Here is a 25,440-nt window from a genome sequence, read left to right as displayed (position 1 = left end):
GCGCACGGCTGGTCTCGATCTTTCGCGGTTCGGTTCCGCAGCCTAGCGACCCACAGCGGCGAGGCAATGCCCGCTGCCGCAACCCGTGCCTAGCGCTGGCGCCATTGCTGCAGACGGCCGAAGACCAGTTGGTCGAGGCCGACATGGGCGAGCTTCACGGCAATCGCTGTGACCATGATGACGCTCGCCATGCCCGCGGCGGAGGCCATGGCGCCGGCCTCGTCCATATGCACGATGGCGATGGAGGCGAGCTTGGTGTCGGCCCCGTAAAGGAAGATCACGGCGGAAACCGTGGTCAGCGCGTTGACGAAGACATAGACCGCGATGTCGAGGATCGCCGGCAGGCAGATCGGTGCCGTCACGCGGCGGAAGGTCGACCAGAACGGCACCTTGAGCGAAGCGGAGACCGACTCGAACTCGCCGTCGAGCTGCTTCAGGCTGGTCAGCGCCGTGATGTGCCCGACCGTGTAGAAATGCGCAACGGTGTTGATCACCAGGATCGCCAGCGTCCCATAGAGGAAGCCAAGCGGGTTCCAGCCGGCATTGTAGAAGAAGACATAGCCGAGGCCGAGCACGAGACCGGGCACCGCCATCGGCAGCATCGCCAGGAACTGGGCGAAGGCGCGCAAACGCGGGAACAGCTTCACCTTCTCGATGAGATAGGCGCCGGTGAAGATCAGCGCCGTGCCGATCACCGCCGTCAGCGAAGCGAGCAGCAGCGAGTTGCGATAGGGGCCCCAGCCATCGGGCTCCACAGCCGAGAAGTCGTAATTGCCCAGCGTCAGCGAGAGATTATAGGGCCAGTATTTGACGAAGGAGCCCCAGAAAGCGACTGCGTAGGGGCCGACGATGGCGAGCGCGATCAGGCTGACGAAGCCGAGCAGCGCGAGGTCGCGGCGCCGGTCCGGCTTGGGGACGTAAGGCACGGCGCGGGCCGAGAGCATGGCGCTCTGGCGCCTCTGCACGACGCGGTCGACGAAGAAGGCGAGCACGGCCGGCACCAGCAGGATGATGCCGACGACGGCGCCCATCGGGAAATTCTGCTGGCCGACGACCTGCCGGTAGGCATCGGTCGCCAGCACGCTGAATTGCCCGCCGATGACCTTGGGAATGCCGAAATCGGTGATGACCAGGGTGAAGACGACGAAGGTCGCGCTGATCACGCCGTAACGCGCGCCCGGCAAGGTGATCGTATGGAAGATGCGCCAGCGCGAGGTGCCCATCGCGTCCGCCGCCTCGCGCAGGCGCCCATCCGAGAGCGCGAGCGCCGTGACGAGGATCAGCATCGCATGCGGGAAGCTGTAGAGCGCCTCGGCGGCGATGATGCCGACGGGCCCGTAGAGCGAGGCGCCCATCATCCAGGATTTCAGCAAGCCCTGGTTGCCGAAGAGATAGATCAGCGCGAGGCCGGACAGCAGCGATGGCGCGAAGACCGGGATCATCGCCGCGGCATAGAAGGCACCCTTGGCCGGGATGCAGCTGCGGCGCAGCGCATAGGCATAGAGGAAGGCGAGCGGAACGACGATCGCCGTCGTCGCGCCAGCGACGAGCAGACTGTTCAGCAGCGAATAGAACAGCGAGGGCGTCGTCGCGTAGCTGACGAAGTTGGCGAGCCCGACAAACTTGCCGTCCGTATTCTCCAGGCTCTTGGAGAGCAGCGCCCAGAGCGGCAGCGCGATGATCAGCACCAGCACCGCGCAGAGCGCCAGGATCAGCGCGCCGGCGACATGGCGCTCGCTGATCCGCGGCGTCGAGACTTTCACGGGCGTGTCGGCCATGGTCAGGGGCGGTGCGAGATCGCTCATCGTCCCTCCCCGGCAAAGACGTGCAGCGCCTCGGGCGGAAAGGCGACGGCGCGGACCTGCCCCGGAACGATGCCGAGATCGCGCATCGCATTGGTCGAGAAATCGGCGGCGATCCGGGTCTTGCGCGAACCGGTGGGCTCAAGATGCGCCCGGCAATAGGAGCCGAGGAAGGCGAGTTCCCCGATCGTCGCCTCGAACCGGTTCGGCGTATCCGCGCCGATGCCACGCGTGCGGACCTCCTCCGGCCGCATCGCCAACCGCACGGGCGTGCCGGCCGCGAAGGGCGCGGCATTGGCGACGACGAGGTCGAGTTCGTCGACGCGGACCTCGCCCGGCCCGGTCACGATCGCGTCCAAGAAGGTCATGTGCCCGACGAAATCAGCGACGAAGGGCGTCGCAGGGCGCCGATAGATCTCCTCGGGCGAGCCGACCTGCTCGACAGCGCCATCCCGCATCACGACGATGCGATCGGCCATGGCGAGCGCCTCCTCCTGGTCATGGGTCACCATGATCGTGGTCACGCCGAGGCGCTGCTGCAGCGAGCGCATCTCGTCGCGCAGGCGAATGCGGACCTTGGCGTCGAGCGCCGAGAGCGGCTCGTCAAGCAGGAGCAGCTCCGGCGAGGTGGCGAGCGCGCGCGCCAGCGCCACGCGCTGCTGCTGGCCGCCCGAGAGCTGGACGGGATATTTCTTGCCCTGCTCTGGCAGGCCGACGAGCGTAAGGAGCTCAGTGACGCGCTTGGCGATCTCGTCGCGGGAGCGGCGGCGGTTGACCAGCCCGTAGCCGACATTGTCGGTGACGGTGAGATTGGGGAAGAGCGCGTAGGACTGGAAGACGATGCCGAAATCGCGCTCGGAGGGGCTGGCACGCGACACGTCGCGCCCGCCCATATGGATCGTGCCGCTATCCTGCAGGTCGAGGCCGGCGACGGCCCGCAGCAGAGTGGTCTTGCCGCAGCCGGACGGGCCGAGAAAGCAGACGAACTCGCCGCGATGGATGTCGAGATTGATGTCGCGCAGCGCCCGGAACGCGCCGAAGTTCTTGGCGAGATCGCGAACCGAGAGGAATGGCGTCTTCGTCGTGGATATCGTGGGCTTGGACATCGTGCCGGCCTTCATCTGAACGGGCAGAGATCCGCCCCGCGCATCGGCGGGACTTCCCGTTACGTCTTGCACAGACCATGCCGCCGGCCGCTCAAGCGGCCCGGCGGCATCGCGGAGGCTCAGTTCTTCGGCGCAGCCTTGGACTCGTAGCGCTTCGACCATTCGGCGAGCACGCGGTCGCGATTGTCGGCCATCCAGCCGAGATCGTTCTTGATCATGCCGGCCTCGGCATTGGCGGGGTAGTTCGCCGGCTTGGTGCCGACGCCAGGCGCCGCGACGATGGCATAGGTCTTGGAATAGAGCTCGTTGGCGTCCTTGGTCGTCGACCAGTCGGCAATCTTCTTGGCGAGCGCGAGGTTCTTCGAACCCTTGACGATGGCGCTGGCTTCCATCTCCCAGCCCACGCCCTCCTTGGGGATCACGACCTCGATCGGCGCGCCCTTGCTCTTCTCTGAGGCGCCGCGCATGTCGAGCGCCAGGCCGATGGTGCGCTCGCCGCGCGCCGCCTGGACGCAAGGCGCAGAGCCGGAATGGAGATAGGCGCCGATATTCTCGTGCAGCCCGTCCATGAACTTCCAGCCCTCGGCCTCGCCCATGCTCTGCAGCCAGCCGGCGACCATCAGGTAGCCGGTGCCTGAGGACGCCGGGTGCGGCATGACGATCTTGCCCTTGAAGGCCGGGTTGAGCAGGTCCTTCCAGGAGCTGGGCACCGGCACGCCCTTGGCCTCGGCCGTGTTGTAGCAGACGACGCCGAGATAGGCGTCCATGCCGGTCCAGGTATAGGGCTCCTTGTCGTCGCGGAAGACGGGCTTCAGCGCATCGGCGCCGGCAGGCTTGTAGGTTTCGAGCAGGCCGGCCTTCTCGAACATCATCAGGCTCGACGCTGCCAGGCCCATCACCATGTCGGCGCGGGGATTGTCCTTCTCGGCGAGGAAGCGGGCGGTGATGACGCCGGTCGAGTCGCGAACCCAGACGACCTCCGCCTCGGGCACGGCCTTCTCGATCGAGGCCTTGAACGGCCCAAGCTGATCGTTCTCCAGAGCGGTGTAGACGGTCACCTTCGTCTTCTGCGCGTGAGCGACACCCGGAAGCGCGAGCGCGAAGGCGCCGATGACGCAGGAAGCAAGCCAGTTCTTCATGTTCTCATCCCCTCTTTTATGATCGGTTTGAACGCCCTTTCGACGTTTCTTCCCCTGACATGCAAAAACGCAGGCGGATCGCTCCGCCTGCGCTGGCCTTCTCGTTCACGCGGTCCAGGGCATGGACCACGTCTTGACGTTGGTGAAGGATTTCATGGCCTCGACGACACCCTCCTTGTAGCCGAGGCCGGAATCCTTGATGCCGCCGAAGGGGGACATCTCGATCCGGTAGCCCGGGACTTCCCAGAGATTGACCGTGCCGACCTCGAGATCGGCAACAAAGCGCTGGATGTAATCGTAGCGGTTGGTGCAGATGCCGGAAGAGAGACCATAGGCGGTGGAGTTCGAGATCCGGATCACCTCGGCGATGTCGTCGGGCACGCGGACGATCGGGATCACCGGACCAAAGGTCTCCTCATGCACCAGCTCGCAGGTGTAGGGGATCTTGTCGACCACGGTCGGGTGGAACAGCGCCCCTTCCGCCCGCTTGCCGTAGAGCACCTCGGCGCCCTTGGTGACGGCGTCGTCGACGCGGGCCTGGAAGAGCGAGGCCGAGCGAGCGTTGATGACGCAGCCGACATCGGTCTCCGGGTCCATCGGATCGCCACATTTCAGCTTCTTCGCCTTCTCGACGACGAGCTTGGAGAAAGCATCGGCGACGCTCTCGACCACCAGGATGCGCTTCACCGCCGTGCAGCGCTGGCCAGAGTTCTTGGTCGCGCCGGTAACGGCGAGCTCGGCTGCCTTGTCGAGATCGGCATCCTCCATCACGATCAGCGGGTCGTTGCCGCCGAGTTCGAGCACGATGCGCTTGTAGCCGGCCTTGTCGGCGATGTGCTTGCCGACGCGGACCGAGCCGGTGAAGGTCACCAGATCCGCATCGGGATCGGTGATCATCGCATCGCCCATGGTAGAGGGATTGCCGGTGACGACCGAGAGCATCTCCGGCGGCAGGCCGGCCTCGTAGAGCACGTCGGCGAGCGCCAGCGCGGTCAATGGCGTCAGCTCGGTCGGCTTCAGCACGAGCCGGTTATTGGTCGCGATTGCCGGGGCCAGCTTGTGGCTGACCATGTTGAGCGGGTGGTTGAACGGAGTGATCGCCGAGATCACGCCGAGCAGCGGCTGGCGCGTCGTGAAGATCTTGCGCGCCTTGCCGTTCGGCGAGATGTCGCAGGAGAACATCTCGCCATCGTCCTTGATGGTGAGCTGCGCCGCGAAGGACCAGACGTCATAGGCGCGGCTCGCCTCATAGAGCGAGTCCTTCCAGCACAGGCCGGCCTCGGCCGTGATCAGCTTGGCGAAGAGCTCCTTGCGGTCGCGCAGCAATTCGGCCGTCTTCTGCAGGATCTGCTGGCGCTCGTAGCGCGAGAGCTTCGGCTTGAAGGCCTTGGCCTTGGCAAAGGCCTCGCGGACATGCTCGGGCCGGGCGGCCGGGATCAGGCCGACCACGCTGTTGTCATAGGGATTGTGGACCTCGACCACGTCGTCGGTCGTGACCAGCTTGCCGGCGATGCGCATCGCCTCGCGCCGCACCGGCGGCTTCACCGTCGCGTTCATCTCAGTTCACCAGGTTCAGGGCGACGTCGAAGACGTCGAAATTGCGGAGCGTGCGGCCCTGCGGCACCGTGATCGGCCGGTTGGCGATCATCGGCACGCGCTGCTCGGTGATGCCGCCATGCGAGCGCAGGGGCTCGGTCAGACCCGAGAGATCGTGCCTGTCGGGCGAGGTGCCGATCACCTTCTGGCGGGTCGAGACGACCACGACATCGCCGATCCGGTCGGCCGGCAATTCGAAGCGCTCGCAGGCCTCCGCCGAGGTCACCGCCAGCGCGATGCCGTCGAGCCCGGAGATGCGGGCCGCGACCTCTTCCTGGCTGGCGTCATCGGGCAGATAGACCGTGGCGAAGGAGCCGAGTGCGCCGTGATGGACGACATAGGGGTCGGTGATCGGCAGGATCACGCGCATCGTGCCCTTGCCGTACCAGTCGTCCATCAGGCTCTGGAGATAGACGACATCCGGCTCGCCATTAGCCAAGTGCTTGTCGTTCATGCCGTGATCTGCGGTGATCACCAGCGTGCAGCCGAGCGCGTCGAGCTTGCCGACATAGCCGTCGAACATGGCGTAGAACGAGTCCGCCATCTCCGAGCCGGGGCCGGCCTTGTGCTGCACATAGTCGGTGGTCGAGAGATACATCAGGTCGGGCTTGAAGGTCTCCAACAGCTTGACGCCGGCGGCGAAGACGAATTCCGAGAGATCGGCCGAATAGACCGACGGCACCGGCATGCCGACGACATCGAGCACGTTATCGATGCCGTTCTCCGCCTTGTTGGCCTTGTCGGCCTTCTCCGAGGAGAAGGCGATGGCGTTGCCGGAGGCGAAGTCCAGACCCTTGCCGAGCAGGGTGCGCAGCTTGTCCTTGGCCGTGACCATCGCGACCTTGTGGCCGTTCTTCTGGAACTCGGCCAGGATGGTCGGCGCCCGCAGGAAGCGGGCGTCGTTCATCATCACCTCTTCCTTGGCCTCGCGGTCGTAGAAGAAGTTGCCGGCAATGCCGTGCCAGACCGGCGGGCGGCCGGTGATGATCGAGAGGTTGTTCGGGTTGGTGAAGCTCGGGATCACCGAATAGGCGTGGGTGCTGGCGCCGGCCTTCATGATCCGGTCGAGGTTCGGCGTCAGGCCTTTGGCGCTGGCGGCCTCGATATAGGCCGGCTCCGAGCCGTCCATGCAGATCACCACCGTCGGGCGCTGCGGGCGGGCATAATTGCGGCCGTTCGCAACGACATCCGCGCCGATCTTCGTGTGCATTGTCATCTCAGGGCTCCTCACGCGGCCGACTTCAGGCCGACGCCCATCTCATCAAGGACATCCGACACTGTGGCGACGAAGGCGCGCATGTCCTGCGCACCGAGCGCGCCGATGCAGCCGATGCGGAAGCTGTCGGCGACGGTCAGCTTGCCGGGATAGATGACGTAGCCGGCATCCTTGAGCGCGTCGTAGAAGCGCTGGAAGACGAAGTTCTTGTCTTCCGGCATGTGGAAGGTGACGATGATCGGCGCCTGCCGGGCGGCCGGCAACAGAGTCCGGAAGCCGAGCCCTTCCATGCCTTCGATCAGGATGCGGGCGTTCTCGGCATAGCGCTCGCCGCGTCCGGCGACGCCGCCCTCGGCCCAGAATTCCTGCAAGGCCGCGTGGAAGGCGACGATGACATGGATCGGCGGAGTGAAGCGGTACTGGCCGGTGCGCTCGAAGCCGGCGTTCTGGTCGTGGAGATCGAGCACCAGCGTGGTGGCATTGCCCTTGGTCTCGGCGAGAGCGCTCTTGCGGGCGATGACGAAACCGAGGCCGGGGACGCCCTGGATGCACTTGTTCGAGGAGGCGGCGACCGCGTCGAAATAGACCTCGCGGCTGTCGAGCGGCAGGGCGCCGAAAGCGCTCATCGAGTCGACCAGCAGGCGGCGGCCATGGCGCTTGGCGAGCGCGGCGATCGCCTCGACCGGGTTGCGGATGCCGCTGGTCGTCTCGCAATGGACCGTGAAGATATGGGTGATGGCGGTGTCGGCCACCAGCATGCGGTCGACCTCGGCGAGGTCCGGCGGGGTGTCCTCGGCGGTCTCGTGGACGGCGACGGCGCGACCAGCGATCTCCAGGATGCGCTTGGCGCGCTGGCCATAGGCGCCGTTGATCAGCACCAGGATCTTGCCGTCGCGCGGCACGAAGGTGGTCAGCATCGCCTCGACGGCGAAGGTGCCGGAGCCCTGCATCGGCACGGTGACGAAATCCTCGCCGCCGTGGATGATCTTCGGCAGCTCTTCCAGAACCGCCTTGTTGATGCCGACGAAGGTCGCGTCGCGCGAACCCCAGTCATGCACCATCGCCTCCTTGATGGCCTTGCTGGTGGTCAGCGGGCCGGGCGTCAGGAGAAGCGGATCACCGGTTTCGGAAGAGGCAGGGCGGCGGGCCTGGGCCATGATGGTCTCGCGATATGTTGCGGCGGATGATCGCGAGGCTAGGAGGACCGTTGACATAGGTCCAATACATCGTTTCCATATCATCCATAGACAGGATCTATAGACTAGATGGCCATCAGCTACTCCGGCCTCGCCGCCTTCCATGCCGTCGCCGAGGCGCAGAGCTTCACCGGTGCCGCCAGGACGCGCCATGTCAGCCAGCCCACCCTCTCCGCCCAGGTGCGCGGGCTGGAAGACGCCTATGGCGTGCGCCTGTTCGATCGCGCCGGCCGACAGGTGAAACTAACCCCGCTCGGGCAGAGCCTCTTCGTTGTCACGGCGAGGCTGTTTGCGGCCGAGGATGAGGCGGAATCGCTGCTCGCCGGCAGCCGTACGCTCCAGCGCGGCCATCTCCGGATCGCGGCCGACAGTGCCACCCATGTCATGCCGGCGCTCGCCCGCATGCGCGAGCGCTATCCGGGCCTGACCTTCTCGCTGACGATCGGCAACTCCTCGGAAGTCGTCGACCAGATCATGGATTTCGCGGCGGACGTCGCGATCACGGCGCGCGCCAATTCCGACCCGCGCATCCACAGCGTCCGGCTGCGCTCGGACGATCTGGTCGCCTTCGTCTCGGACCAGCATGAGCTGGCACGGCACGACCAGATTCCGATCGAGGCCTTCGCCGGACAGGACATCGTGTTGCGCGAGCGTGGCTCGATCACGCGCGAGGTCTTCGAGAGCCGGCTCTCGCTCGCCGGGATCAAGCCGGCGAACCTGCTGGAGGTGCAGTCGCGCGAGGCGGTGCGCGAGGCCGTCGCCTTCGGCTTCGGGATCGGCGTCGTCTTCGCCGCCGAGTTCAGACCGGAAGCCGGTCTGAAGCGCATCGTCATCACCGGCGCAGATTTCGACGTGGGCGAGTACATCGTCTGCCGCGCCGAGCGCCAGCGCCTGCCCCTCGTGCGCAGCTTCTTCGAAATGGTTCAGGACGTGATCGAGGCGCGTTGAAGCACACGCTGCCATCCCTGCCCCTTGCGCAAATTGACAAGCCGGACAAAGATATTTCAAACTTAAAATATAAGACCTGAGGGGACGGGCAGATGCGGGTTATCATCGTCGGCGGCGGCATTGGTGGATTGACCCTGGCGCTGATGCTCCATGCTCGTGGCATCGAGGCGACGGTCTACGAGCAGGCCAGCGAAATCCGCGAGGTCGGCGTCGGCATCAACACCCTGCCCCATGCCATCCGCGAGCTCGCCGATCTCGGCCTGCTGCCGGCGCTCGACGCGGTCGGCATCCGCACGCGCGAACTGCACTACATGAACCGCTTCGGACAGACGGTCTGGCGCGAGCCGCGCGGCCTGCATGCCGGCGCGCCGGTGCCGCAATTCTCGATCCATCGCGGCCGCTTGCAGAAGGTCATCCGCGACGCGGTGGCCGAGCGACTCGGCGAGGGCGCGATCCGCACCGGGCGCCGGCTGCAGGGCTTCATCCAGGACGAAGGCGGCGTCACCGCGCATTTCAGCGATGCCCGCCTCGGCGAAGCCGGCGAGACGGCGCGCGGCGACATCCTGATCGGCGCCGACGGCATCCACTCGGCCGTGCGGGCCTGCTATTTCCCGAACCAGGGGCCGCCGCGCTGGCAGGGCGTGCAGATGTGGCGCGGTGCCTGCGACTGGCCCACATTCCTCGACGGCGAGAGCATGATCATCGCCGGCGGCATGGCTGGCAAGCTCGTGCTCTACCCGATCGGCAAGGGCACCAGCGCCAAGACGCGGCTGACCAACTGGGTCGTCAATATCCGCACCGGCGATCCCGAGCGGCCTCCGCCGAAGGAGGCCTGGTCCAAGCCCGGCCGTCTCGAGGACGTGCTGCCCTTCGCCAGGCGCTTCAGCGTGCCGGGCATGGACATCCTCGGACTGATCCAGGCGACCTCGACCTTCTGGGAATACCCGATGTGCGACCGCGACCCGCTGCCTCGCTGGACCCATGGCCGCGTCACGCTGCTCGGCGACGCGGCGCATCCGATGTATCCGGTCGGCTCGAACGGCGCCTCGCAGGCGATCCTCGATGCGCGCTGCCTCGCCGACTGGCTGGCCAAGGCCGAGCATCCGCGCCAGGCGCTGGCGGCCTATGAAGCGCAGCGCCTGCCGGCGACGGCGGAGGTGGTGGCGATGAACCGGGTCGGCGGCCCGGAGCGGGTCATCGACGCGGTCGAGGCGCTGGCCCCGCAAGGCTTCGACGATGTCGAGCGCGTGCTGGGCTATGCCAAGCGCGAGCAGATCGTGAAATCCTATGCGGGCAAGGCCGGGTTCTCGGCCGAGCAATTGGCGGGGAAGAAGTAGTTCTCGTCGTGCCCGCACTCGTGGCAGGCATCTCCGCGTTGAACGCCGCCTTCAATTGAGGAAGGCGCGCATGGTCGGGACAAGCCCGACCATGACGACGCCGTTCAGCAAATTGCGGTTGCCCGCCCCTCACGCCCCGTCGGGCGGCGGCGGCAGGAAATCGACCTCGTGCTTGGCCGAGAGGGCGACGACATCGGCCGGCTTCTGCTCGGCCATGGAATGCAGGCCCCAGAACAGGTCATAGAGCCGTGCCGTCGGCGAGACCCAGAACAGGCACTTCACCGTCGCGTCGCTCTTGTTGAACAGGCCGTGCGGGATGTTGCGCGGCAGCTTGATCAGGTCGCCGGCGGTGGCGAAGCTCTCCTGCCCGTCGAGCAGCAGGTCGAGCCGGCCCTCCAGCATGTAGATGAACTCGTCCTGCGTCGTATGGATATGCGGCGGCACGAAGGTGCCGGGCGGCAGGGTCGCGTGCCAGGAGAAGCTCTCCTCCGTCAGCGTCTTCGGCACATAGGTCTGGCCGAGGATGCTCCAGGAGATGCCGTCGAGACCTTCATTGGCGCGCGTCACGCCTGCGGTCAGCGGTTTCATGATCTTGCTCTCCTCATCTGCCGGCGCGGAGGCCGGATGGCGTTGGCGTGACCTGCTAGAAGTGCAGGAAGCGGTCCTTCACGGCGCTGTCGCTGCGCAATTCCACGCTGGAGCCGCGCCAGACGACGCGGCCCTTCTCCAGCACGACATGGCGATCGGCGATCCGGACCAGCGCATCGACGTTCTTGTCGATGAGGAGGATCGACTCGCCCTCCGCCTTCAAGGCGGTCAGGCAGTTCCAGATCTCCTCGCGGATCAGGGGGGCGAGCCCCTCGGTCGCCTCGTCGAGGATGATCAGCTTCGGATTGGTCATCAGCGCCCGGCCGATCGCCAGCATCTGCTGCTCGCCGCCGGAAAGCTGGTTGCCGCGGTTCTCCCGCCTTTCCTTGAGACGCGGGAAGAAGGCGTAAATCCGCCCGAGGTCCCAGCGCTTCTTGCCCGAACGATCGGCCGCGGTCGCGATCAGGTTCTCCTCGACGGAGAGCGTCGGGAAGATCTGACGGCCTTCCGGCACGAGGCCGATCCCGGCCTGTGCGATGCGGAAGGGGGCCGCACCGGTGAGGTCGCGCCCGCCGAAGGCGATCTTGCCGGCCTTTGCCGGCAGGAGCCCCATAATGCTCCGGACAGTGGTGGTTTTACCCATACCGTTGCGGCCAAGCAGGGTCACGACCTCGCCCTCGCCGACGCTGAGATCGACCCCGAACAGGATCTGCGCCTCGCCATAGCCGGCATCGAGCCCTTCGACGTTGAGCATCGCTAGCCCTCCTCGCCGAGATAGGCCTGCCGCACGGCCGGATCGGCCCGGACAGCCGCCGGTTCGTCCGAGGCGATGACGCCGCCGTAGACCAGCACGGTGACGCGATCCGCCAGAGCGAAGACAGCGCTCATGTCGTGCTCGACGAGCAGCATGGCGAAGCGGCCCTTCAGGCTGTTCAACAGCGCGATCAGGCGCTCGCCCTCCTCATGGCCGACACCGGCCAGCGGCTCGTCGAGCAGGATGAGCTTCGGTTGCAGGGTCAACGCCATGGCGATCTCGAGCGCGCGCTTCTCGCCATGCGAGAGGCTGCCGGCCGGCGCATGGGCACGCTCGGCCAAGCCGACGGCGTCCAGCGCCTCCCAGGCAGGAGCGTTGAGCGCCGCGTCGCTCGCCGCGTCGCGGAACAGTGAGAGCGGATGGGCGCTATGCGCCTGCACGCCGAGGGCGACATTCTCCAGCGCCGAGAGCGAGGCGATGGTCGAGGTGATCTGGAAGGTGCGCGCGAGCCCGGCCCGCGCCCGTGCCTGCGGCGGCAGACGGGTGATGTCCTGACCGCCGAACAGGATCGCGCCGGCATCCGGCTTGAGCGTCCCGGAAATCTGGTGGACCAGCGTCGTCTTGCCGGCGCCGTTGGGGCCGATCAGGGCGTGGAGCTCGCCGGGCGCGATGGTGAGGTCGACCTCGTTGGTAACCTTGAGCGCGCCGAACGACTTGGCGAGGCTCTTGAGTGCGAGCGCCGGCTCAGCCATCGCGGCGCCCCCTCAGCTTGTTGGCGAGGCCGGCGATGCCGCCATGGGTGAACAGCACGAAAAGCACGATCAGCGGGCCGAAGATGACCTTCCAGTTCTGCGTCAGGCTCGAGAGCACGTCCTCGGTGATCAGGAAGGCGAGCGCGCCGAGGATAGCGCCATAGAGCGAGCCGACGCCGCCGAGCACGACCATGAAGATCAGTTCGCCCGAGCGCGACCAGGACATGTAGGCCGGGCTGACGAAATCGGTCTGATTGGCGAGCAGGAATCCGGAGAGACCCGCCATCATGCCGCTGATCACATAGGCGCCGAGCCGGACATGGTTGACATCGTAGCCGGTGACGGTGACGCGCACGGCATTCTCCCGTGCCGCCCGCAGCACACGGCCGAAGCGCGAGGAGACGATGCGGCGCGCCAACCAGTAGCAGAAGGCCAGCATGCCGAGCGCGATATAGTAGAAGCCGGTGCGGTTGGCGAAGATCTCGCGCCCGAAGAACGTGCTCTTCTCGTAGAGGGTCAGGCCGTCATCGCCGCCATAGGCCGAGAGCGCCTGCGCGAAATAGAAGGCCATCTGCCCGAAGGCCAGCGTGATCATGATGAAGGCGACGCCGCGCGTGCGCAGCGAGACATAGCCGGTGACGGCGGCAAAGACGGCGCAGACGAGCAGGATGACCGGCAGCGCCACCAGCAGCTCCGTCCGCCCCTCGGTGATCAGGATGCCGGTGCCATAGGCGCCGATGCCGACGAAGGCGGCATGGCCGAAGGAGACGAGCCCGCCGACGCCGAGCACGAGGTCGAGCGAGAGTGCCGCGATGGCGAAGATCATCGCCCGCGTTACCAGCGTCAGCCAGTGCCCGGGCAGGCCAAGCGTGGAGGCCAGCGGCAACAGGGCTAGCAGGGCGAAGATGACGAACGGGGCCAGCCGGCGCACCGTCGGCGCTTGCGGCCGCGTCGCGGTCGTCGCCGAGTTCGAAGAGGTGCTCGCCATGCTCACGAGCGCCCCTTGGCCGGCAGCAGGCCTTCCGGCCGGACGAACAGCACCGCCGCCATGACCAGATAGATCAGCATCGATGACAGAGCGGCGCCGGTGGCGCGCGCCGAGGCCGGCGCCATGAACAGCCGGAGCAGGTCGTTCATGAAAGAGCGGCCGAGCGTGTCGACCAAACCGACGATCAGCGCGCCGACGAAGGCGCCACGGATCGAGCCGATACCGCCGACGACGATGACGACGAAGGCGAGAATCAGCACGGTGTCGCCCATGCCCGGTTCGACCGAGAGGATCGGCGCCGCCATCGCGCCGGCGAAGCCGGCGAGCATCGTGCCGAAGGCGAAGACCACCATGAACAACTTGCGGATATCGACGCCGAGCGCCGAAACCATCGGCGCGTTCGACGCCCCTGCCCTGAGCAGCATGCCGGTGCGGGTCTTCTCGACGACGAACCAGAGCAGCGCGCCGACGCCCAAACCCGCGGCGATCAGGGCGAAGCGGTAGACGGGGTAGAGAATGCCATCCAGCAGCCGGACATTGCCGGAGAGGAATTCCGGCACCGGTACGGAGAGCGGAGCCGCGCCCCAGATCATCTTCACCGCCTGATTGAGCAGCAGGATCAAGCCGAAGGTCGCCAGCACCTGATCGAGATGGTCTCGTTCATAGAGATGCCGGAAGACCAGGAACTCGAGGGCGAGCCCGAGCAGCAGGGCGGCGGCGAGCGCGAGGATAAGCCCCAGCAGGAAGGAGCCGGTCAGGCCTACGAAGGTGACGGCGAGATAGGCGCCCAGCATGTACTGCACGCCATGGGCGAGGTTGATGAAGTCCATCACGCCGAAGACCAGCGTCAGCCCGGCCGCGACCAGAAACAGCAGGACGCCGAACTGGAGGCCGTTGAGGAGCTGGACGATCAGGAGGCTGAGAGTCATTGCGCGGTCCTATGTCAGGGCCGGTCACAGGACGTCATGCTCGGGCATGACCCGAGCATCTCGTGACGAAGAGATCCCCGGGTCGAAGCTTCGCTTCGCCCGAGGATGACGCTTCGCGTCACTTCAGCGCGCAGTCCTTGGCGTGCGGATCGGCGTAATCCGAAAACACCTTCTGGGCGATCTCGGTCTGGAACTTGCCGTCGGCGCGCTTGGCGACCTTGACCAGATAGAAGTCCTGGATTGGATAGCCGTTGGTGTTGAACTTGAACTTGCCGCGCAGCGAGGTGAAATCGGCCTTCTTGATCGCCTCGCGCAGCTTGTCGGGATTGCCGGCGCCGCCGGCCGCCTTGACCGCGGAATCGATCAGCATCGCCGCATCGTAGGACTGCTGGGCATAGGAGCCGGGCACGATCTTGTAGGCCGCCTCATAGGCTTTGACGAAGTCCTTCGTCTGCGCGTTGTCCATGTTGGGCGCCCAGGTCATGCCGCCGAAGAGGCCGACCGCGGCGTCCTGCTGCGCCGGCAGGGTCGATTCATCGACCGTGAAGGCTGAGAGGAACGGGATCTTGCCCTGCAGGCCGGCCTGCGACCACTGCTTGACGAAATTGACGCCAAGCCCGCCGGGCAGGAAGGCGAAGACGACATCGGGCTTGGACGAGGCGATCTTGGCGAGGTCGGCCGAGAAATCCATCGCGTTCAGCGGCGCATAGACCTCGTCGACGATCTCGCCCTTGAAGTAGCGCTTGAAGCCGGCGAGCGAGTCCTTACCCGCCTGATAGTTCGGCGCGATGATATAAGCCTTCTTGTAGTTCTGGTCCTGCGCGTATTTGCCGAGGACCTCGTGCACCTGATCGTTCTGGTAGGAGGTGACGAAGAAATTCTTGTTGCAGGCCTTGCCGGCCATGGTCGAAGGCCCGGCATTCGGGCTGATCAGGAAGGCGCCGGAATCGAGCACGGGCTTGGCGATGGCGCCGAGGATGTTCGAGAATACCGGGCCGACGACGAAGGCCGGCTTCTCGCTCTCGACGAATGAGCGCACGCGCTCGACAGCAACGTCGGGCTTCAGCTCGTCATCGATCACCGTGATCTTGACCGGCACGCCGCCGAGCTTGCCGCCGTTCTTGTCGACCGCGAGCTGGAAACCGTCGCGGACCTGCTGGCCGAGCGAGGCGGCCGGGCCGGTCAGCACGCTGACCACGCCGATCTTGATCGGCTCCTGTGCCTGCGCGGAGGCGATGGACAAAGCCAGCGCGCCGCAACCGAGTGCCAGACCGAACCTGAATGTCGTCATCGATGCTCTCCCGAACGAAGATGTAGCGCGGCCCCGTTCCCTTGGATTTCTTCGGCTCGCGCAACCCATAATGTTTCAAGCTTAAAATATCTGCAAGAGCGACAATCGCGAATTTTCACGTTGCCGCCTGCCAGCGGCATCCTTGGCCCATTCCGGCGCGTTCGGAAAGGGAGGATCGCCTCCGATGCGTTGTCGCCCTTCCCTCTGCAGAGAAGGTGCTTACTCGGGCCTGCGGCGCGGGCCAGCCCTTGCCCACCGATCGGTTCCGTCGACATGAAACTGGCGCTTCCCGCCTGCCTCGTCATAGTCGACAAGGATGCCTTCCCTTCCGGAGCGGTCGGACGCCCATATCGGAGGCGAAGAGGGACAGATGCTACCCTTCTATGTCGTGACGGATTGCGAGTTCGACGGCCCAGTCGCCGGAACGAACTCGATGTTCTCCTTCGGCTCGGTTGCAGTATCGGCTGGCGGCGACATCCTCGGCGCGTTCGAGACTGTCCTGGAGCCGCTCGAGGGAGCGGTGGCCGACCCGGCTACGATGGACTTCTGGCGCAGGAATCCGCAAGCCTGGGCAGCCGCGACCGATAATCCCGAACCGGCTGCCGCCGGTATCAAGCGCTTCGTCGACTGGGTCGGCTCGCTGGAGGGAGAGCCGATCTTCGCAGCCCATCCCCTCGCGCTCGACGGGCCGTGGATCGATTTCTACCTGAAGCGCTTCACGGGGCGCGCGCTGCTGGAAGGCCCCTGGGTCTCCGACCGGCTTTTCCGGCACCCACCCCTGTGCCTGATGTCGATGGTGGCCGGACATACCGGCCGAGGGCAATGGGATTGCGACGTCGAGAAATATCCGCAGGAATGGCTCGGTTTTGTCGAGCACACCCATCGCGCGATCGACGATGCGCGCGGCTATGCCAATCTCCTGAGCTTCCTCATCCGGAATCGTCTGACTTGAGTACCGTGGCGCCTCGCCGGGACCGGCCAGCGCGCGCGGTGTCCGGTCTCTCGTGAGCCTGTCGCCTAGTTGCGGCTTGCTGGCGACGTTTCGTCCCGTTCCCGGATAAAATCCATGTTGAGCTTCAACCCGAGTCCCGGCAGGTCCGGCACGTGCATATGGCCGTCGATGGGTAAAGGCGCGCCGTCGAAGACCTGCGCGGTGATGTCCTCGAACATCAGCAGGCGCTCGAGGAACAGGGCATTGGGCACGGCCGCAACGAGATGCAGGTGGAGGTTCTCCATCGCATGCGGTGCGAACTTGACGTTCCACGCCTGGGTCAGCGCCGCGCATTTCAGCATCTCGGTATAGCCGCCGGCCCGCGCGCCATCGACCTGCACGATGTCGGCGGCATCGTGGATAAGCAGGTCCCTCACGCCGAACTTGGTGTATTCGTGCTCGCCGGTCGCCAACGGGATGTCGGTGCCGCGCTTGAAGCGGGCAAGGCCCGGAATATCATCGGCGAAGACCGGCTCTTCGAACAGGAAGATATCGTACTCGCGAATGCGGTTGGCGAGCTGCACCGCCGTCGCCGCGTCAAAGGAGTTGTTCGCGTCGACCATGAGGTTGATGTCGGGGCCGACCGCCTCGCGGACCTTGCGTACGCGCTCGGCGTCGCGCCTCGGATTGCGGCCGCCATCGAAGCCGACCTTGAACTTCACGGTGGTGAAGCCGCGCGCGACCATGCCCTTGATCTCATCGACGAGCTGATCGTCGGAATAGGAGGTCCAGCCGCCGCTGGCATAGACGGGCACCTTCGTCCGGTCTCCCCCGAGCAGCCGATAGACGGGGAGATCGACGATCTTGCCCTTGAGGTCCCAGAGCGCGATGTCGACGGCGCTGAGCGCGCAATACATCAGTCCCTTCCGGCCGACGCCGCGCAGATAATGGAAGAATTCCTGCCAGATCGCCTCGGTTTCGAGAGGTTCGCGGCCGATCAGCCGGGGCGTCATGTTGCGGTTGATCAGCTCGCAGGTCGCCTCCCCGCCGACCTCGTGATAGGTGACGCCGATCCCCTCAAGCCCCTGATCCGTCGTGATGCGGACGATCACGAAGCCGATCGTCTCGACCTTGCGCGTCGCATCGGCAAAGCCACCCAAGACGGGTGCCGAGACGAGGTGAACGTCGATCTTCCGGATCCTGTGACGCATCGGCTTGCTCTCCGCTCCCCGCATTGACATTATTATCAATAATGATATCGATATTCACATCGATAGACCTTGTCCAGCGAGGCTCGCGCCTTGATCCCGAAGCTCAGCCGCCCTTCCGATCTGGTCTACGGGATCGTCAAGCGGCGGATCATCCTGAACGAGCTGACGCCCGAGACGGTGCTGACCGAGCTCGGCCTCGCCCATGAGATCGGCTGCAGCCAGGGCCCGATCCGCGAGGCGCTGCTGCGCCTGCAGGAGGATGGCCTCGTCGTCCGTTCGGGGCGGCGGACGATCGTGACGCGGCTGACGGCCGAGGAAGCCGACGAGATGCTGGCCCTGCGCCGCAGGATCGAGACGCGCGGGGCGCTGAAGGCGGCACTCCATGCCGACGGCCAGGCCCTCGACGACCTGCGCGGCATCCTGACGGCGATGACGGAAGCCGCTTCAGAGGGCGACGAGTACCGCGTCATCGAAGCCGACAAGGATTTCCACCTCGCCCTGTTCCGGCTGTCGGGCCTCGATGCTCTCGGGCAGATCCTGGCGCGCTGCATCATGCACTCGAACCGCTACAAGCTCTGGGCGCCGGAGCATCGCCGCCCGCTGATCGAGACGGCGCGCCGCCACGATATTCTCTACGAGCGCCTCGCGGCGGGCGACGGAACCGGGCTCGCCGCGGCGCTCGGCTCCCATATCGACACGATCGTTCTTCAAGGCAGCGACGAGGTTGCCGCGTGAGCGCCTACATCCACCCGCAGATGGCCCGGATCCTCGCCGGCTTCGCGGCGGCGCCCGGCGTCGACTTCAAGACCCTGCCGATCGCCGAAGCGCGCGCCTCCGCGGATGCCGGCTCCATCGCCTGGAACGAGGGCGCGCCCGCCATTCCGGCCCGCGATCTCGCCGTCACGGGGGCAGCAGGAACACTGCGGGGCCGGCTCTATCATCCGCAACCCGGAGCCACCCTGCCCGTCATCGTCTATGTTCATGGCGGCGGCTGGACCTTCGGCTCGGTCGATACCCATGACGGCACGATGCGCCATCTTGCGACGGCGTCCGGCTGCGCCGTCTTCGGGTTCGACTACCGGCTGGCACCCGAGCACCCCTACCCGGCCCCTCTGGACGACACGCTCGCCGCCATCGCCTTCGCCTTGGAGGGCGAACTCGGCCGGGATGTCGATGCCCAGCGCTGGGCGCTTGCCGGAGATTCCGCCGGGGCAACGCTCGCGCTCTCGGCTATGATCCATCGTCGCAATACGGGTCTGACGCTGCCCGCGACGGCTGCCCTGTTCTACGGCTGCTACGCTCCCGATTTCGAAACCGGCAGCCATGCGCGGTTCGGCGAGGGATACATCCTGACCACGGCGAACATGCGCTGGTATTGGCGCAACTATCTCGCCGCAGCCTTCGAGGCGCCTCCGACATTGGCCGCGCCGCTGCATGCCGATCTCGCCGGGCTGCCGCCGCTCTATCTCACGGCGGGCGGGCTCGACCCCCTCGCCGACGACACGCTCCGCCTCGCCGAGCGTCTGGCAGCAGCAGGCTGCGCCTTCCGCCACGACCATGTGCCGGGGGTGATCCATGGCTGCCTGCGCATGAGCCGGGAACTCGCACCGGCGCAAGCCATGATCGACGCCGGGGCCGCCTACATCACCGAACGACTATAAAAAACGTCAGGGGAGTGAAATTCATGGAACGCAGGACCTTCATGAAACTCGCGGGAGCGGCTGCGCTCTCCTTCGAGGCCGCCCGCCCAGCCATCGCCCAGGGCAAGGCGACGGTGCGCTGGTGGTACCACTACGACAACCCCCAGAACACGCCGGCCGCCCTCGTCGCGAAGTTCGAAGCCGAAAACCCGGACATCAAGATCCAGGCCGAGCCGATCCCGTGGGGTGGCGGCACCGACTATATCAACCGCATCTTCTCGGCCCTGGTCGCCGGCAACCAGCCCGACTGCGCCATGGTGCGCCTGTCCTATCTCTCGCGCTTCGGACAGATGAAGGCGTTGGAGCCGCTGGACAGCTTCCTCGCCAACTGGAAAGGCCGCAGCGACATCGCTGACGACGTCTGGAAGATCAACCGCTCGCCAGACGGCAAGCAGTACTACATGCCACTGCACTACGTTGTGATCTATCTCTACTACCGGCAGGACATGCTTCAGCAGGCCGGACTCCAGCCGCCCAAGACATTCGAGAGCTTCCTCACCACGGCCCAGGCGCTGACTAAGGACGGCGTCTTCGGCTACGGCATGCGCGGCGGCGCCGGCTGCCACGACAACTGGGGGCCCTTCGTCCTCGGTGGCGGCGCTAGCTTCGACAAGGGCGGCATGGTCACGGAGAAGGCGCTGGCGGCGAACCGCTGGTTCGTCGACCTCGCCGTGAAGCACAAGGTCGTGCCCCCCTCGGCGCCGACCGACGCCTTTCGCCAGATCGTCGACGCCTTCAAGGCCGGCCGGACCGGCATGGCGATCCACCATATCGGTTCGGTCGCCGAGGTCGTCGGCGCGCTCGGCGACAGGGTCTCGGCCGTGCCGGTGCCGCGCGGGCCGGACGGCAGCGGCTGGACCTATTTCGGCGACGAATCCAACGCGATCTTCTCCGGCAGCAAGAACAAGGAAGCGGCGTTCCGCTGGATCAGCTTCCTGTCGAGCGCCGAGAACAATGCCGAACAGGCCAAGCTCAGCGGCCAATTGCCGATCACCATCTCGGATACGAAGAACTGGACCGTGCATCCCAAGCGCTTTGTCGAGGCGAGCGATGCCTCCCTGCCGATCGCCCGGCCCTTGCCGGACCATGTGAAGACGCCGGATTTCGTCGGCCGTGTCCTGCCCACCAACCTGCAGCGGGCACTGACCGGCGGGATGAACCCCGACGAGCTCATGAAAATGGTCGAACAGACCTTCCACGGCTGAGGCCGGATCGCAGCGCGGCGCCGGGTGAGCCCCGGCGCCGGCCATCGATCCCTAGGAACGACGCCATGAACAAGGTGACGGCGAGCGGCGCGGTGCTGCGCGCGGCGACCCCATATGGATTCCTGCTACCGGCCCTGCTGGTGACGGCACTGGTCATCCTGTTTCCGGTCCTGCAGACGGCCTGGTACAGCCTGCACGACTACGTTCTCTACGATCCCGACAATCTCCGCTTCGTCGGCGTGCGGAATTTCGCGACCGCGCTTTCGGACGAGGTCTTCTGGATCTCGCTCGCGAACTCGGCGATCTGGGTCGGGGGCACCGTCTCGCTCCAGCTCCTGCTTGGTCTCGGAGCCGCGCTCCTGCTCAACCAGAGCTTCTGGTGGCGCGGCATGGCGCGGGCGCTGGTGATCATCCCCTGGGCCCTGCCGAGCGTGATCATCGGCCTGATGTGGACCTGGATCTACGATTTCAACCTCGGCGTCTTCAATGACATCCTGCTGCGCCTTGGCCTGATCTCAACCCCGCATCCCTGGCTTGCCCAACCCTCGACGGCGCTCGCCTGCATCATGCTGGCGCTGGTCTGGCAGGGCTTCCCGTTCTTCACCGTCACCATCCTGGCAGGCTTGCAGACCGTGCCGGGCGAGCTCTACGAGGCGGCCGAGATCGACGGCGCCAGCGCCTGGCGCCAGTTCGTCCACGTCACCCTGCCCTCGATCGCCGGCATCATCGCCACGGCGGTGCTGCTGCGCGTCATCTGGGTGGCCAATTCGCTCGACGTCATCCTGGTCATGACCGGCGGCGGGCCGGGCTATGCCACGCATACGCTGCCGCTTTACGCCTTCCTGCGCGCCTATACCGGCATGGAGTTCGGCTATGCCGCCTCTCTGTCGCTGATGCTGACCGCGATCCTCTTGGGCATCGTCTGGCTCTATGTCCGCCGGCAGGCCGGGGAGATGGAGAAATGATCCGGCGCCGCTCCTTCGCCCGCAACCTGATCCAGGTCGAAATCCCCGTCCTGCTGGTGCTCGCCTTCGCTCTGGCGCCCTTCATCTGGATGCTGCTGACCTCGATCAAGCCGAATGCGGACCTCTCGCAGTTTCCGGTGCGCTACCTGCCGAGCAGCACGACCTTCGAGCACTACCAAACGCTGATCCAGCGCACGAGCTTCCCGGTCAACCTGCTGAACAGCCTGATCATCGCCTGCGGAGCCGTCCTGCTCGGGCTCGCCGCGAGCGTGCCGGCAGCGTACGCGTTCTCGCGCTTCCGCTTCGCCGGGCGGCGCACGCTGATGACGAGCTTCCTCGTCATCAACATGTTCCCGATCGTGCTGCTGATCATCCCGCTCTTCGTGCTGATGCGGATGCTCGGGCTGATCGACACCTTCATCGGCGTCATCATCGGCCATTCGACCTTCTCGATCCCGTTCTCGATCTGGATGCTGGTCAGCTATTTCAACGCGATCCCGAAAGATCTCGACGAGGCTGCGACGATCGACGGCGCCTCACGATTGCAGACGATCCGGCTGGTCGTGCTGCCGCTGGTGATGCCCGGCATCGTCACCACCGCGATCTACGTCTTCATCACCTCCTGGAATGAATACCTGTTCGCGATGATGCTCTCGGGCGAGACGGTGAGGCCGGTGACCGTCGCCCTGCAATTGTTCATCGGCGAGTTCACGGTGCAGTGGGGCATCCTGACGGCAGGCGGGACGATCATCGCGCTGCCGGTCACCATCCTTTTCCTTTTTGTGCAGAAGCGCCTCGTCGGCGGCCTGACGGCAGGAGCAGTCAAATCATGACCAATGCGATCGGGGTGATCTCGATGTTCTACGCGCGCCCCTTCGGGCGCGAGCATTTCCCGACGTTCCAGCGCATGAAACAGGCCGGGGCCGATGTCGTAGAACTGCTGGTGCCAGAGCCGGGCGAACTCGATCTCGCCGAGACGAAAGCCGCCGCCGCCGATGCCGGGCTCTCGATTGTGCTGGCGGCGCGGGTGAACCTGACCCGCGATCTCGCCAGCCCCGATCCGGCGGCGCATCAGGCCGGCATCGCCTATCTCGAGCAATGCGTCGATGTCGCGGCCGCGCTGGGCGCCGGCATCGTCGGTGGGCCGCTCTATGGCGCACCGCTCGTCTTCGCCGGCCGGGCGCCGCATCCGGTCGAGCCGGCCGAGCGCCGCCGCAGGGTCGATGCCGTCGTGCGCGGCCTGGCGCAGGCGGCCAAGCGCGCCGCCGACAAGGGCGTCATCCTCGGCGTCGAGCCGCTGAACCGCTTCGAGACAGACATGTGCAACACCTGCCGCCACGCGCTTGATTATGTCGAGGCGGTCGCTTCGCCGGCCGTCGGCGTGATGCTCGATACCTTCCACATGAACATGGAGGAATTCGACCTTGCCGCCTCGATCCGGCTGGCGGGGGCGAAGCTCGTGCATTTCCAGGCGAACGAGAACAACCGTGGCTTCGTCGGGTCCGGCCATATCGACTGGCCGGCGATCGCACGCGCGCTCGTCGCTAGCGGCTACAAAGGCCCGATCGTGCTGGAGCCGTTCCGCCGCGACGACGAGGCGGCGGGCGTGACGCTGGCGCAATGGCGCGCGCCAGCCCGGAACGAGGATGCGGAACTCAAGGCCAGCATCGACTATCTCAAGGCGACGCTCGCCTTCGCCGATCGGCTCGCGGCGACAAAGGGAATCGCGTGATGACATCCCCTCTCCGCCTCGGCTGGATCGGCTGCGGCACGCATGCCAACGAGATGCTGCTGCCGCAGGTCACACGCCACGATGTCGTCCTGCAGGCGATCTGCGACATCTCGCAGGAGAGCCTCGCCTCGACCGGGCGACGCTACGGCGTCGCGCCCGAGAACCGGATGAGCGACTGGCGCGCCCTGCTCACCCGCACGGATATCGACGCCGTCGGCCTCGCCATGGGTCCGAAACAGCATCACGAGGTCGGCCTCGCGGCCATCGCCCGTGGCCTGCCGCTCTTCATCGAGAAGCCGCCGGCCGCGACATCCCGGCAGGCGCAGGAGCTGGCCGATGCCGCCAAGGCTCGCGGTGTCCCGGTCGTCCTCGGCTTCATGAAGCGGTATTCCACCGCCAACCGGATCGCGGCCAATGTCGTCCATGCCCCGGAATTCGGGGACACGGCGAGCTTCCTCGGCCAGTATATGACCGCGCCGACCTATTTCGCGGGGGATGTCGACTATACCGGCTTCTACCTGCATCACTGCGTGCACTATTTCGACCTGATCCCGCATCTGATGGGCGAGGTCGCGACGGTCAGCGCGCGTCGGCATGAGCTGGCGCCCGGCAAGCTCATGCTCCATGTCGATTTCCGCTTCCGTAACGGCGGCATCGGCACGCTCGTGATGGGCACGCATCAATCGCGCGGCACGCCGATGGAATGGTGGCAAGTGATGGGCGACCATCGCCGCGTCGAGGTCCGCAACCTGCACGAGGTCCGCTATTTCCGCAGCCCGCCCTTCAAGGTGTCGCGCGCGGACGCCACCCTGGCGGAGGCCGAGGACACGCTGGTCTGGGAGCCGAATTTCACCGTCGCCGCCAACGAGGACCACAAGGGCTATCACGCGATCCTGGGCGATTTCGTTCGCGCCGCTCGCGGCGAGACGCTGGACTTCCCCGACGCGGCGGCAGGGGCGCGGGCTCTTGCCCTCCTTGAGCAGGCGATCGCGTCCGCCGACGCGAGTTCGAAGGGTGATGGTCCGCGGCACGGCTGAGTCTGAACGGTGCCGCGCGCCATCGGGAGCGCGCGCAAGCGCCGAGGCTCGCTCACCAAAACTGTCGCTTTTATCGACAGCCACCGCTAGCAAATGACATGCGCGCCGACGTCCTGGGCCTTCAGGCTTTCATCAGCATTGCCGAACGCGGCAGCTTCCGGGCTGCGGCCTCCCATCTCAACCTGTCCCAGACGGCGCTGAGCCACCGTGTCCGCAAGCTCGAGGAATCGTTGGGCACGCCGCTCTTCCTGCGCACGACGCGGCAGGTCTCGCTGACGGCGGCCGGAACCACGCTGCTGCCGCGCGCGCGCCGGATCTTCGAAGACCTCGGTTCCGCGATCGACGAGGTGAAGGTCGAGACCCGCGAGCGCGACACGGAAGTGTCCGTCGGCTGCCTGCCGACCGTGGCCGCCCATTGCATGCCCTCCGTGATCGCCGCCTTCGCCAAGCGCCATCCGGGACTGGGCGTCAGGGTGCACGACAACTCCGCCTCCGAGATCGCCGACAAGGTGCAGTCCGGCGAGGCCGAGTTCGGCGTGACCATCGTCGCCGCAAACCGCTGGGACTTGGAGCTCAAGCCGGTGGTGAAGGAGCCTTTCGTGCTCGTCAGCCATCGCGACATGCCGCTCGCCCAGGCGACGTCGTTGACATGGGCCCAGCTCCAGGACGAGCCGCTCGTCCGCATCAGCGCCGAGACGGGCAACCGCATCCTGATCGACGACGCGCTCGGCTCTCGCCGGGAGGCCCTGACCTGGCGCTACGAGGTGCAACGGGTCGTCACCGCGGTCAGCCTCGTCCGCTCCGGGATCGGCTATGCCATCGTCCCACAACTCGCGCTCGACGTGGTCGATTCCGGCGGACTGGTCGCGATCCCGCTGCGCGCCCCGGCGATCACCCGGACACTGGGCATCATCACGCGCAAGACCGTGCCCTTACGCCCCGCGACGCGCGACCTGCTGTCATTGCTCAGCGCTTCGCTCAAGCGCAGCGTCGCACGTCCGGATTGATGATTCAGAT

At 66.1% G+C, this 25,440-nt stretch carries 24 protein-coding genes; 11 read left to right on the top strand and 13 right to left on the bottom strand.

The features are described 5' to 3' along the window. Window positions 1–89 precede the first annotated feature (89 nt). The 6 genes from NUV79_RS04280 to NUV79_RS04255 all read right to left on the bottom strand — a co-directional run bounded on the left by NUV79_RS04280 (window position 90) and on the right by NUV79_RS04255 (window position 8,016). Window positions 90–1,805: a putative 2-aminoethylphosphonate ABC transporter permease subunit gene (locus NUV79_RS04280; protein WP_257731835.1), complete on the bottom strand. Its 1,716-nt coding sequence runs from the start codon at window positions 1,803–1,805 to the stop codon at window positions 90–92. Beyond that, entirely contained in the window at window positions 1,802–2,908 is a 1,107-nt protein-coding gene (locus NUV79_RS04275) for a putative 2-aminoethylphosphonate ABC transporter ATP-binding protein (protein WP_257731834.1), read from the bottom strand. The genes NUV79_RS04280 and NUV79_RS04275 overlap by 4 nt, the downstream gene beginning before the upstream one ends. A 119-nt stretch (window positions 2,909–3,027) precedes the next feature. Further along, window positions 3,028–4,047, bottom strand: coding sequence for a putative 2-aminoethylphosphonate ABC transporter substrate-binding protein (locus NUV79_RS04270; RefSeq protein WP_257731833.1), 1,020 nt, complete (start codon window positions 4,045–4,047; stop codon window positions 3,028–3,030). Window positions 4,048–4,152: 105 nt separating this feature from the next. After that, window positions 4,153–5,604 carry a phosphonoacetaldehyde dehydrogenase gene (phnY, locus tag NUV79_RS04265; RefSeq protein ID WP_257731832.1) on the bottom strand — a complete coding sequence of 484 codons (1,452 nt, stop codon included), beginning with the start codon at window positions 5,602–5,604 and terminating at the stop codon, window positions 4,153–4,155. A 1-nt stretch (window position 5,605) separates the two neighbouring features. Then, window positions 5,606–6,853, bottom strand: a complete 1,248-nt coding sequence (gene phnA / locus NUV79_RS04260) for a phosphonoacetate hydrolase (protein ID WP_257731987.1) — start codon at window positions 6,851–6,853, stop codon at window positions 5,606–5,608. A gap of 17 nt (window positions 6,854–6,870) precedes the next feature. Next, window positions 6,871–8,016: a 2-aminoethylphosphonate--pyruvate transaminase gene (locus NUV79_RS04255; RefSeq protein WP_257731831.1), complete on the bottom strand. Its 1,146-nt coding sequence runs from the start codon at window positions 8,014–8,016 to the stop codon at window positions 6,871–6,873. A gap of 108 nt (window positions 8,017–8,124) precedes the next feature. On the opposite strand from NUV79_RS04255, the gene NUV79_RS04250 reads away from it, so the two are divergent. Beyond that, a complete protein-coding gene (locus NUV79_RS04250) occupies window positions 8,125–9,003 on the top strand; it encodes a LysR substrate-binding domain-containing protein (protein WP_257731830.1) in 879 nt (292 codons plus the stop codon). Window positions 9,004–9,095: 92 nt separating this feature from the next. Beyond that, on the top strand, window positions 9,096–10,340 hold the full coding sequence (locus NUV79_RS04245; protein WP_257731829.1) for a flavin-dependent oxidoreductase: 1,245 nt from the start codon (window positions 9,096–9,098) through the stop codon (window positions 10,338–10,340). Window positions 10,341–10,469: 129 nt separating this feature from the next. On the opposite strand, the gene NUV79_RS04240 is transcribed toward NUV79_RS04245, so the two are convergent. From NUV79_RS04240 to NUV79_RS04215, 6 genes are all read right to left on the bottom strand, one after another. Continuing rightward, window positions 10,470–10,928 carry a cupin domain-containing protein gene (locus NUV79_RS04240; RefSeq protein ID WP_257731828.1) on the bottom strand — a complete coding sequence of 153 codons (459 nt, stop codon included), beginning with the start codon at window positions 10,926–10,928 and terminating at the stop codon, window positions 10,470–10,472. 55 nt (window positions 10,929–10,983) lie between these two features. Further along, complete coding sequence (locus tag NUV79_RS04235) at window positions 10,984–11,682, bottom strand: ABC transporter ATP-binding protein (protein WP_257731827.1); 699 nt, start codon at window positions 11,680–11,682, stop codon at window positions 10,984–10,986. A gap of 2 nt (window positions 11,683–11,684) precedes the next feature. Further along, window positions 11,685–12,434, bottom strand: coding sequence for an ABC transporter ATP-binding protein (locus NUV79_RS04230; RefSeq protein WP_257731826.1), 750 nt, complete (start codon window positions 12,432–12,434; stop codon window positions 11,685–11,687). After that, the gene (locus NUV79_RS04225; protein ID WP_257731825.1) at window positions 12,427–13,422 is read right to left on the bottom strand and encodes a branched-chain amino acid ABC transporter permease; all 996 of its coding nucleotides are present in this window, start codon (window positions 13,420–13,422) and stop codon (window positions 12,427–12,429) included. The genes NUV79_RS04230 and NUV79_RS04225 overlap by 8 nt, the downstream gene beginning before the upstream one ends. Before the next feature lie 2 nt (window positions 13,423–13,424). Then, complete coding sequence (locus NUV79_RS04220; protein ID WP_257731824.1) at window positions 13,425–14,351, bottom strand: branched-chain amino acid ABC transporter permease; 927 nt, start codon at window positions 14,349–14,351, stop codon at window positions 13,425–13,427. Between the two features lie 118 nt (window positions 14,352–14,469). After that, window positions 14,470–15,642, bottom strand: a complete 1,173-nt coding sequence (locus NUV79_RS04215; protein WP_257731823.1) for an ABC transporter substrate-binding protein — start codon at window positions 15,640–15,642, stop codon at window positions 14,470–14,472. Between the two features lie 370 nt (window positions 15,643–16,012). Here NUV79_RS04215 and NUV79_RS04210 point away from each other — a divergent pair, with 370 nt between their 5' ends. Then, window positions 16,013–16,594: a 3'-5' exonuclease gene (locus tag NUV79_RS04210; protein ID WP_257731822.1), complete on the top strand. Its 582-nt coding sequence runs from the start codon at window positions 16,013–16,015 to the stop codon at window positions 16,592–16,594. Between the two features lie 65 nt (window positions 16,595–16,659). On the opposite strand, the gene NUV79_RS04205 is transcribed toward NUV79_RS04210, so the two are convergent. After that, window positions 16,660–17,784 carry a mandelate racemase/muconate lactonizing enzyme family protein gene (locus tag NUV79_RS04205; protein ID WP_257731821.1) on the bottom strand — a complete coding sequence of 375 codons (1,125 nt, stop codon included), beginning with the start codon at window positions 17,782–17,784 and terminating at the stop codon, window positions 16,660–16,662. A 69-nt stretch (window positions 17,785–17,853) separates the two neighbouring features. Between NUV79_RS04205 and NUV79_RS04200 the strand changes: the two genes are divergently transcribed. The 8 genes from NUV79_RS04200 (at window position 17,854) to NUV79_RS04165 (ending at window position 25,430) form a co-directional block, all read left to right on the top strand. Then, window positions 17,854–18,519, top strand: a complete 666-nt coding sequence (locus NUV79_RS04200) for a GntR family transcriptional regulator (RefSeq protein WP_257731820.1) — start codon at window positions 17,854–17,856, stop codon at window positions 18,517–18,519. Continuing rightward, window positions 18,516–19,445, top strand: coding sequence for an alpha/beta hydrolase (locus tag NUV79_RS04195; RefSeq protein WP_257731819.1), 930 nt, complete (start codon window positions 18,516–18,518; stop codon window positions 19,443–19,445). The genes NUV79_RS04200 and NUV79_RS04195 overlap by 4 nt, the downstream gene beginning before the upstream one ends. Window positions 19,446–19,468: 23 nt before the next feature. Further along, complete coding sequence (locus NUV79_RS04190) at window positions 19,469–20,689, top strand: ABC transporter substrate-binding protein (RefSeq protein WP_257731818.1); 1,221 nt, start codon at window positions 19,469–19,471, stop codon at window positions 20,687–20,689. A gap of 65 nt (window positions 20,690–20,754) precedes the next feature. Continuing rightward, window positions 20,755–21,654 (top strand): carbohydrate ABC transporter permease, encoded by a 900-nt coding sequence (locus NUV79_RS04185; RefSeq protein ID WP_257731817.1) that lies wholly within the window; start codon window positions 20,755–20,757, stop codon window positions 21,652–21,654. After that, a complete protein-coding gene (locus tag NUV79_RS04180) occupies window positions 21,651–22,487 on the top strand; it encodes a carbohydrate ABC transporter permease (protein ID WP_257731816.1) in 837 nt (278 codons plus the stop codon). Before NUV79_RS04185 ends, NUV79_RS04180 begins: the two co-directional genes overlap by 4 nt. Further along, a complete protein-coding gene (locus NUV79_RS04175) occupies window positions 22,484–23,386 on the top strand; it encodes a sugar phosphate isomerase/epimerase family protein (protein ID WP_257731815.1) in 903 nt (300 codons plus the stop codon). The genes NUV79_RS04180 and NUV79_RS04175 overlap by 4 nt, the downstream gene beginning before the upstream one ends. Then, the gene (locus NUV79_RS04170) at window positions 23,386–24,423 is read left to right on the top strand and encodes a Gfo/Idh/MocA family protein (protein WP_257731814.1); all 1,038 of its coding nucleotides are present in this window, start codon (window positions 23,386–23,388) and stop codon (window positions 24,421–24,423) included. The genes NUV79_RS04175 and NUV79_RS04170 overlap by 1 nt, the downstream gene beginning before the upstream one ends. 98 nt (window positions 24,424–24,521) lie before the next feature. Beyond that, entirely contained in the window at window positions 24,522–25,430 is a 909-nt protein-coding gene (locus NUV79_RS04165) for a LysR family transcriptional regulator (RefSeq protein WP_257731813.1), read from the top strand. The last annotated feature ends 10 nt before the right edge of the window (window positions 25,431–25,440 follow it).

The organism is Allobosea sp. 47.2.35, from assembly GCF_024655635.1.
In the GTDB taxonomy this organism is placed as follows: Bacteria; Pseudomonadota; Alphaproteobacteria; order Rhizobiales; family Beijerinckiaceae; genus Allobosea.
Note: the sequence above shows the minus strand (reverse complement) of the source record. Positions and strands in the feature narration are given on the sequence as shown.